12 protein-coding genes and 1 tRNA gene are annotated in these 8,747 nt (G+C 57.2%); 7 read left to right on the top strand and 6 right to left on the bottom strand.

All coding sequences use genetic code 11. The annotated features are described in order from the left end of the window. Positions 1-184 precede the first annotated feature (184 nt). Together K8V32_RS10305 and K8V32_RS14640 are read left to right on the top strand one after the other, a co-directional pair. Complete coding sequence (locus K8V32_RS10305; protein WP_303906829.1) at positions 185-469, top strand: hypothetical protein; 285 nt, start codon at positions 185-187, stop codon at positions 467-469. A gap of 18 nt (positions 470-487) precedes the next feature. Beyond that, positions 488-694: a helix-turn-helix domain-containing protein gene (locus K8V32_RS14640; protein WP_369681061.1), complete on the top strand. Its 207-nt coding sequence runs from the start codon at positions 488-490 to the stop codon at positions 692-694. A gap of 6 nt (positions 695-700) precedes the next feature. On the opposite strand, the gene K8V32_RS10300 is transcribed toward K8V32_RS14640, so the two are convergent. The 3 genes from K8V32_RS10300 to K8V32_RS10290 are packed head-to-tail and all read right to left on the bottom strand — an operon-like array spanning position 701 to position 3,063. Further along, positions 701-1,714: an inorganic phosphate transporter gene (locus K8V32_RS10300; RefSeq protein WP_303906826.1), complete on the bottom strand. Its 1,014-nt coding sequence runs from the start codon at positions 1,712-1,714 to the stop codon at positions 701-703. Beyond that, positions 1,715-2,341, bottom strand: coding sequence for a hypothetical protein (locus tag K8V32_RS10295; protein ID WP_303906823.1), 627 nt, complete (start codon positions 2,339-2,341; stop codon positions 1,715-1,717). Between the two features lie 41 nt (positions 2,342-2,382). Next, positions 2,383-3,063: a hypothetical protein gene (locus K8V32_RS10290; protein WP_303906821.1), complete on the bottom strand. Its 681-nt coding sequence runs from the start codon at positions 3,061-3,063 to the stop codon at positions 2,383-2,385. A 159-nt stretch (positions 3,064-3,222) separates the two neighbouring features. Between K8V32_RS10290 and K8V32_RS10285 the strand changes: the two genes are divergently transcribed. The 4 genes from K8V32_RS10285 (at position 3,223) to K8V32_RS10270 (ending at position 4,822) form a co-directional block, all read left to right on the top strand. Continuing rightward, a complete protein-coding gene (locus K8V32_RS10285; RefSeq protein ID WP_303906818.1) occupies positions 3,223-3,525 on the top strand; it encodes a hypothetical protein in 303 nt (100 codons plus the stop codon). A gap of 57 nt (positions 3,526-3,582) precedes the next feature. Next, positions 3,583-3,765, top strand: a complete 183-nt coding sequence (locus K8V32_RS10280) for a CGNR zinc finger domain-containing protein (protein WP_303906833.1) — start codon at positions 3,583-3,585, stop codon at positions 3,763-3,765. Between the two features lie 130 nt (positions 3,766-3,895). Further along, positions 3,896-3,968: transfer RNA gene (locus tag K8V32_RS10275), tRNA-Lys, on the top strand. 134 nt (positions 3,969-4,102) lie between these two features. Further along, positions 4,103-4,822: a DNA methyltransferase gene (locus tag K8V32_RS10270; protein WP_303906815.1), complete on the top strand. Its 720-nt coding sequence runs from the start codon at positions 4,103-4,105 to the stop codon at positions 4,820-4,822. Positions 4,823-4,866: 44 nt separating this feature from the next. Here the strand turns inward: K8V32_RS10270 and K8V32_RS10265 are convergent, their stop codons facing one another. Both K8V32_RS10265 and K8V32_RS10260 read right to left on the bottom strand, forming a co-directional pair. Beyond that, entirely contained in the window at positions 4,867-5,574 is a 708-nt protein-coding gene (locus K8V32_RS10265) for a M50 family metallopeptidase (RefSeq protein WP_303906812.1), read from the bottom strand. Positions 5,575-5,610: 36 nt separating this feature from the next. After that, positions 5,611-6,576 (bottom strand): NAD-dependent epimerase/dehydratase family protein, encoded by a 966-nt coding sequence (locus K8V32_RS10260; protein ID WP_303906809.1) that lies wholly within the window; start codon positions 6,574-6,576, stop codon positions 5,611-5,613. Between the two features lie 124 nt (positions 6,577-6,700). Between K8V32_RS10260 and K8V32_RS10255 the strand changes: the two genes are divergently transcribed. Next, entirely contained in the window at positions 6,701-7,414 is a 714-nt protein-coding gene (locus K8V32_RS10255; RefSeq protein WP_303906807.1) for a TetR/AcrR family transcriptional regulator, read from the top strand. 9 nt (positions 7,415-7,423) lie between these two features. Here K8V32_RS10255 and K8V32_RS10250 read toward each other — a convergent pair whose 3' ends face one another. After that, positions 7,424-8,350, bottom strand: coding sequence for an alpha/beta fold hydrolase (locus tag K8V32_RS10250; protein WP_303906804.1), 927 nt, complete (start codon positions 8,348-8,350; stop codon positions 7,424-7,426). Positions 8,351-8,747 lie beyond the last annotated feature (397 nt).

The raw sequence follows: 8,747 nt of genomic DNA, 5'->3' as shown, positions 1-8,747 counted from the left end.
TCCTCACTGTATAAAGTGATGGCCTCAGTGTATAAACTGACGCTGTCACTGAACAAAGTGACGTCCTCACTGTATAAACTGGCGTCGTCACTCTATAAATTGACCTCCTCACTGTCGAAACTGAGGCGATCAGTGTGGCAAACTGACGACTTCGGGGTGGTAGTCATCACTGAGTGAAGGTCTGGTGAGCGAAGAGAAGCTCGCGGAAACAATTAATCGTCTGCGCCTGCAAGGCAGTGACGACGCACTTGATGGACTCCCTGGTAGCGTGAATCGACATCTTCGAGAAAGCCTCATTCTGGCGCTGTTATGGCGTAGGGAACGAGCTACCGTTCAAGAACTCAGCGAAGTACTGGGCTATGATTCCGATGACGTTCGGAAAATATTAGGCAACCTGATGGCAGATGACCTTGTCATAGGCCGGGGTGACGGCCCTTTTGAGATCACACCGCAGTTTCAAGACAATTAACCGTCCAAACCAAGCGGCTTGGCATTGAACCAAGTTGAGCAAGACGTCTATGACATGATGAGCACGACTGAACAGAAAACAATCCGCGAGATAGCGGAAGAACTCGAAAGGACAGTAAGCTCACTGCGCCCGGTACTAAGACGTTTAGTCGAAATGGACCTCGTTATTCCTACAGCACCACCACAATCACGACGGCGTGCTTATCTGAAGCATACTGAACTCTAGCGGTATTCAGATCAGTAACAGTATTGAACCTAATATGGCAAAGCCTGCGACGGCGCAAATTATTACTGTTGTGATGAAATACATCATCAACCGCAATACCTGCGCCCAACGTACTGAGCCGCTATTTTGGGCTGTGCCGGCGCCGGTAATCGATGCGACCGTGGTCAAGGAAGACGACAGTGGCACGTGCAGCATGAATGATCCCACAAGCAGCAGTATCGCTGAGGTACTTGATGCGATGGCCGAGTGCAGAGGATCAAGCACGCTGATCCGGCGGGTCAGTGTGTAGTTGACTCGCCAAGCGTTGATAAACGTTCCCAACCCCAGCAGTATCACTATGCCTGAGGCCACCATCCACAGGGGGATAGTGTTCGCCTCGGCGGCGGCTATTGCCATCAATAACACGATGTAAATGCGCTGACCGTATTGCACGCCATGCCCCAGAGCGTTGGCGGCTGCCGTGATGGCCAGGGAGCCACGGGAACCGTATCCAACCCGGTGGGGTGCGGTGTCCTTACAGAACCAGGTGACCGGAATCGCCAAGACCCAGGCCACAAGAACCGCCAAGATGGGTGAAGCTACCAACGAAATTCCGATAGCCATAGCAACGGGGGAGAGGTCTGCCAGGACCAAGTGGTTAGTAGAAAACAGTGATACGGCCAGGGCACCACCGGTAATGGAAGCCGTTAATGCATGGGATGAGGATACGGCAACGCCTTTCCACCAAGTGTAGATGGCCCAGGCCAGTGCAATCGCCACCCCCACCGTCGCAATCGTCAAACCGCTGTCATCCAAGGGAACGAGTTCGATAAATTCTGCTGCAAAAAACTGGATGGTACTGACCCCCATGATGGCTCCGACCATCCGCATGACCGCCGTCATCCACAACGCCGTCATTGGGGTGAGCGCCCCAGCAGCGATGGGTAGTGCTACGGCGTTCGGGGTATCCCGTCCGGCCACAACGAAGCTAAATGCTGCGGTTAACACAAAGACTGCCGCAAGCAGGATGACAGTTCCCACTTAGGAATCACGCACCAGGATTCGTCCTAATTGGGTCGAGAATTCTCGCAGGGTCAAAAAGGTAGCCTCTAGGGAGCGGGCAACTTCTTGTTGGCGGTAATAATGTCGTGCTAACAGTTCATCGGCGTCAGTCAGCCGCCAAGTCACCAGGGCGCGTTGTGCTTGGTGGGTGAGCCGCTCCAGATGCATCCAGGTACTTTCCAACTCGTCCGGAGAGTTCAGCTGGTTGGTCGTGTCCAACACCAGATCTGTTTGTCGAGTCAGAATCTCCAGCACATCACCGGCACGAGCCGGAAGCCGGTACTGGCGGGTAGCGTGGATAATGGTGCCGGTAATGGCTACTGCTTCGACGGCGCGATTAATCCAAGTGCCAAGCAGGTAGAGGTCTTCGCGAGGCAGCGGGGTCAAATAGGTGCTGCGCAGTGCGGTAAGCATCGTGGTCTGGGTTTTTGAGGCCTGCGCGTTGAGGTTATCAAGCTGGGCGTCCAGCGCGGTTCCCGTTTCTGGAGACGCCCCGAACATTTGCGTCACCAGATCAACGGATTCCACTAAGAGTTTGGCGAGCATTCGAACGTGGGTCGCGCCGGATTCATCAGCAGAAAATAGACGCGTTACAGACAGCTTCATGATTGGTTACTTTACACATCGAACGTTAACGTTGCCGCGAGTTATTTCGTTGGACGTCGCTCGGCGGTTTCCGTCTCGAGGCGGCCCTGACGCCAGGCGGTGGCACACAGTTCCAGTTCGGTAGCGGTACGTTGCAATTTGACCGAACGGTGTTCCAATGCTGCAGCTGCTGCCGGGTTGTGATCTTCGAGTTGTACGGCGTGGTGGTGCTGGCCGGAGGCGATGACTCGGGCGTAGGCGCCGCCGCGTTCCAATGCGATGGCAAAATCTCCGGCATATACGCCGGTCAAGATTTTGGTGATCAGGGTGTGCAGGTCTTTGGCTTGTGGTGGTTCGGTTGCACCTGCGATGACTCGCGAAGCGTAGGCGTCATGACCGGCTCGATACCAGGCGGCCCACCGGTCGCCAGCACGCTGGGTGGCCTGTTGGAGTGCATAGAGCCGCCACAGGGCCCCACCAAATGTCACGGCAGGCGCATCAGCCCACAAGCGTGCCATCGTATCGAGTCCGACGTCGTTGACCAGATCGACCAGCCACTGGACAGTCGCTTCATCGGCGTCTGGGTCTTGGCCGGTCGCAACGAGTTTGGCGGCAATCGTTTGGGCAGCGGAAAATACATCGGCCGGATCAAGACCACCTGGACGATGTTCAAAATTCTCGATGGGCATCAATTTCGGCCGGTGATATTGAATACCGGCAGAACTACCCCGCTGAATGCTCAAACGTTCTCCTTGAAGTACTCGACACATTCCCAGGACAGCCTAGGGCACATGCCCCCGTTAATGACAGCCAAGCGTGTGATTTTCGGGGCGATTTCGAAGTCGGAGGAATCCCAAGGCCAATAGGTGCCGTTTCAGGAAGATCAATATACAGTGGGGAGTATGTTAGTTAGCCGTAGGTCCTCCCGTTATGTCACTGTTGCCTGTACCGCCAATCGGTGGCAGCGGATCATCTACGGGGTTGTTGCGATCTTTATGACCGCATTTGGTGCCTCGGCGCTTGTTGACAATCTCGTAGTAGGTCTTGGCGGACTGCTGCTGGCGGCAGGAGCCGCAATCATGGCGATGACCGGGTTGTGCTGGACAGATTGGTTTGCCCCGCGAAATCAGCCCGCCCAACCCGATCAGATCTTAGGCTTTCCCTACGTCCAAGGTGTTATCACTCTGGACACAACGAAGCGCTAGTTCATCAGCGCGACTGTCGAGGCGAGCCATCATGTGACGCAGTTAGTAGAACATGCCATGGCGGTTCTTAGCGATGACGCTGCAATATTGTTAGCGGCTGAAGACGGCGCGCTATTGGCTCAGTGTGAGGCGACCCCGTGCGATAGATTCTATCTCCGAACGCATGCGCCTCGCAGGTGGTGTTCCACGCGCTGTGGCGATCGTGTTCGCGCTGCGAGAGCTTGTGCCCGGAAGCGTTAGCTGCGTCTTCTGCCCAGGGGTGGAGTCGAAAAGTGCTGGCCAGGATGAGGTGCGGGGCCAAGTTGGCCAAACAGATTTTTGTTCCAGAATAAAATAGGCTACAATCGTTTATCGGTCCTAAACGGACCGTGGGCCTTTAGCTCAGTTGGTAGAGCATCGGACTTTTAATCCGCAGGTCGCGGGTTCGATCCCCGCAGGGCCCACAACAAAACGGCACCTGACAAGGCGTTACGCTAAGTCAGGTGCCGTTGTCATTTAATCTAAAACCCGGAATCCACCGAATTGTGGGCAGTTCTTCGCGCCCTCCTAACGCTTGACGCCGACTAGACTGCACAACATGACGCACATTCACGCTGCCTCAAACGGTGGCGGATCAAACGTTTCTCCGCTGGACCCGGAACTGTTCGCATCACACGATACATTCATTGCTGAGCGTCCCCTTGGCGCCGATGAGGACGTGCACATGCTTCCGGCCATTGTGGATCACATTATTGAACGGTGCACCACACCGGGCGACGTCATCCTTGACCCATTTGCCGGGTTTGGCACCACCTTGGCCCGCGCTGTGGCCCTGGACCGTCAAGCCGTTGGCATAGAGCTGTTGCCGAACCGGGTGGCCTACCTGAAGGACCGGGTGCCGAGCGCTCGAATTCTGCAAGGTGATGCACGCCAGCTGTTGAAAACCCTTCGCAATGCAGCACCGGAATGGTCTGGTGCGAGCATCAACCTGATGTTGACTTCACCGCCCTATATGACGGTCGAACACCACCCGGCCGACCCGTTGACGGGATATGAGCAGAACGACGGGGACTACAAGCGTTATTTGTGTGAGTTAGGGCGGGTAGCAGCTCAGAGCACAGAGCTTATTGCTCCCGGTGGTTATGTTGTGTGGAACGTAGCCGATATTCACCACCGTGGAAAGATCACGCAATTAATCGCAGATTGTGCACGAGTGCTCGCGGAACATCTCAGCCTGGTTGGCATCACCGAGATCTGTTGGGATCGCTACCCGCACGATTTGATCGCAGATGCCCTGCTGGTATTCCGCCGGCTCTGATAACACTGTCGCGACGGCTCTTCGATCACGCTGTTTTGCGCTGCTTAGCCGGTGGTCATCAACAACCAGCCACCGGCTGCCAAGCACGCGGCGGTCAGTAACCAGAAGATGCCAACCCACAAGCCAGCTGGCATTCGGGTGAGGCGTGCCAGCTGGTCGGCGTCACTATTGCTTCGGCCGCGCTTGCGTCGTCGGCTGCGTTGGAGATCTACCACGGCGCGCGGTGCGATGAATAACAGTCCCCAGACCATCAGATAGGCGGCAATGGAAATCACGGTGCCAGTGGCAAGCCAGCTCAGGGCGCCAACGCCGACACCGGTAACCAGGACCACCCACAGCCCGTAGAAATTGCGGATAAACAGCAACATCACCGCGCACAGTAAAACTAATGCCCACAGGGTTCCGGCTGCGAAGCCCCGACCAAGTAACCAGGCTCCGGCCAGACCGACGACGGCGGGGGCGGGGTAGCCGGCCAGCAGCGTGGCGATCATGCCGGGGCCGGTGGGTTTGCCACGCGAAAGCGTCAGACCGGAAGTATCCGAGTGCAACCGGATGCCACGCAGTTTGCGCCCGACGAGCACAGCAGTGATCGCGTGGCCGGCCTCGTGGAGCAGGGTAGCTAAGTGCCGGACGGCTCGGTAGCCCAGCGGCGACCAGGTCACTACGAGCGCGATGGCACCAATGATCAACACCCACCATTGTGGCAGGGGCGGTTGGACGCTGGTGGCACGGTCCCATATCTCAAGTAGCACCCACCCACATATAGCAGAATCACCTGAGAGTAACGCTTAGGAAGATTGTGGCAGATTGCCGTGGGCGGCCTGCTGGATGATCGTCTCCCAGTCCGTGGGGTGCAGACCGAGGGTGCGGGTGGTTGCCGAGGAGTCGATGACCCAGGGGTTGGTGAACTGATAGGAAATCGAGTGTAGCTCGCGCAGCATTGGGCTGGCTAAGGCTAATAGTTTCAACATGCGTTGTGGCACAGCGGAAACTTTGGGTGTCGGCCGGTTCAGCGCGCGGGCAAGATCACCGGTGAGTTCTCGCTGGGTCACCGGTGGGTTGGTGGGTGCAAACCAGATACGCCCGTGGGCGTCGTCGCGTGCAGCCACGGTGGCCAGGGTTGCTGCGACGTCGTCAATATTGGTCCACGAGTGTGGTTGGTCTGCGCTGCCGATGACGCGAACGGTGCGACCGGCAGCAATGGTCGGGATATTTCGTGTTGCGTGACCATTATCGCCAAGTTCAGGCCCGATGAAGTCTGATGCGCGCACGATGACCGCCCGCAGTGCGCCGCGTTGGTGGGCGTGGAGGGTTTCGCGATCCATTCGGCCACGGATCTCGCCTTTGGCATCCTGTGGCTGCTCGGTGCTGTGAGGAGTAATGAGCGCGTGCTGGCGCATTGGCCCGTACATATAGAGATTCGAAAGGGTGACCAGTACTGCGCCGGTGGTTTGGGCGGCGTGCAGCAGGGAGCGGTGCAGGGGTGGCCATTCTTGTGCCCACCGGGTGTAAGCGGTGGGATTCATGCAGTTATACATGGCCGCGGCACCGTTAACCACATCGGTCAGAGCGTTGCTGTCGGTGGCATCCAGTGGAATGCGATGAACTCCAGCGACCTCGGGCCCGGTTCCTGAGCGGCTTACCAAGCTGACGTGATGACCTTGTGCTTGTAGGTATTTGGCGGTTGCCCGCCCTGCGGGGCCGGCACCAATGACGACGTGTTTGGTGGCAGCTGATGGGGTAGGAATCGTCATGGGAACTCCTTGAAAACCAACGGAGAGCGCTGCTCTCAAACTTCAGTATGGCACCGCAAAGCATGAGATTCAAGAGCGGTGCTCATAATTGTGACCGACGATCTTTGTTGTTCATAATGGAACCATGACTGACGCAGAACCCAAACCGGAACGCACGGCACGAGCCATTGCCCATGCCGAGATGCAGCGACGCATTTTGGCTGCCGCCCGAAAACAACTCACCACTATTGGCCCAGCGCAGCTGTCCTTGCGAGCAATTGCGCGCGAGCTGGGTGTGGTCTCATCGGCGATCTACCGGTACGTTGCCAGTCGCGATGAACTGATCACACGACTCATTCTGGACAGTTTCACGACCCTTGCTGACACGCTAACCAAGGCGTGTTCGCAGGCTAAGGCTGACCCGATGGTGCAGTTCAGCACGTGGGCGACCACGCTGCGATCCTGGGCGCTGGAGCATCCTTATGATTGGGCGTTGATCTATGGGGTGCCCATTGCCGGTTATGCCGCGCCCAGTGACACCGTTGATCCAGCGCGACGTGTCAACGATCCGGTGCTGGCGCTTTATGGACAATTAGAGCCAAACCTGCAAGCCGGGCAGTCAGTCGATGCCGCCGAGGCAGCGTTGCAGCCCCTGCGTGCCATGCTCGAGGAACATTATGCCTCCGGCCCGGGGACCGCGGGCGTGGCGACGGCGATGATGTGGGCCTGGTCGAGCGTACACGGGTTTATCAATTTGGAACTCGGCGGACACTTTCATGGCTCGGCTCACGAAACAACACCAGTCTTTGTGGCGATCGTTGAGCAATTAGCACACCAACTGGTGGGGTTCGTCGAATAGGCTGTCGTCTCAGGCTACTTCTGGCTGCCCGGTTGATATGCCCAGCCAGTCCACCGCAAGGTCTGCCACGGCCTGTGGAGCATCGTCGGTTATGAAATGCGCGGCGTCGTCGAGGTAGGCGAATTCAACGTGGTCGGCGTAGCGGTCTGGATTTGGGCAAATGGTTTTTATGAGTGTTTCGGTGGTGGGGTGATCCTGTCTGCCGTAGACAACTAGCGTTGGCACGGTGAGCCGACGGCGACGGTACGTGCCGCGGAGGATGCGCAACGCTTCGGGGATGATCATTTTACGAGTCAACGGTCTCACGGCGGCATCGATTTGCGGGCGCTGCAGTGGCGCCAGGTAGGCGGCTGCGATGTCATCTGAGACGGGGTGGGCCATGTATCGGGCCGAGAACATCTCCCGAAGGGAAGCCCCCGGACGGTGCCAAATCAAGCCGGGTAAGTGTTGGAATGCCGGGGCGAGTTTGAGGTGGAATTTCGTGAATGCCGGGAACACAGCTAATTGTATTGCTGAACGTACGCGGGTGGGGTATTCGTAACTGAGTTGTATTGCACTTATGGCGCCCATGTCATGTGAGATGAGATGTGCGGAGCTCATGCCCAGTGCGTTGAACAGGCCCAATAGATCGCGCATGCGGGTTTGACGTTCAATATATGGGTCATCGGCAATCGTCCACCCTGCGCCTCGCAGGTCAGGGCAGAAGACTTGAAATCCCTGTGCTGCGATGATCGGTGCAATCTTGCGCCACTGCCACCAGTGCTGCGGGAATCCGTGCAACATGATGACCGGGTGGCCTTCTCCAATGACTGCCACATGCGTATGTAACCCGGGCGTTTCAACGATGAAATGTTTGAATCCGGCAGCCTCGGGCAGTGGGGGAGACCAGGCATGCGTGTCAGCCGGATGGATGGATTTACCCTGTGGAATGGCCATGGTGAGCCTCTTAAGCCTCAAATACTACTTTTATAGTATTGCTGTGTGGTCGGCGACGTCAACGATGTTAAAGACCGCTACAACCGAAAACCATGGTGCCGAATGGCAGTCCAAAATCGCCGGCTCTCGGGGATGGTTTCGCGGCTTCGGTGAACAAAATATTCGGTGTAATCGCTGGGCTGTTGGCCTGAGCCTTGCATAATCCAGGCACGGTGACCTTGAGCCGCCGTCTGGCACCGAATGATCAACAGCTCCTGGCGCTGTGGTGCCACCTATGAGCCTTGAGACCACGGTGTGCACGCGCGTAAAATGAGGAGACCGTGACAAGGGGGTCCAGGTTATGAGGGTCTTATTAGCAGGTGCTACCGGAGCGATTGGCCGTCAGTTGGTGCCGCAG

The sequence above is a fragment of the Enteractinococcus helveticum genome, assembly GCF_020742345.1.
Classification (GTDB): domain Bacteria; phylum Actinomycetota; class Actinomycetes; order Actinomycetales; family Micrococcaceae; genus Yaniella; species Yaniella helvetica_A.
This window is presented reverse-complemented; position numbering and strand designations above follow the sequence as displayed.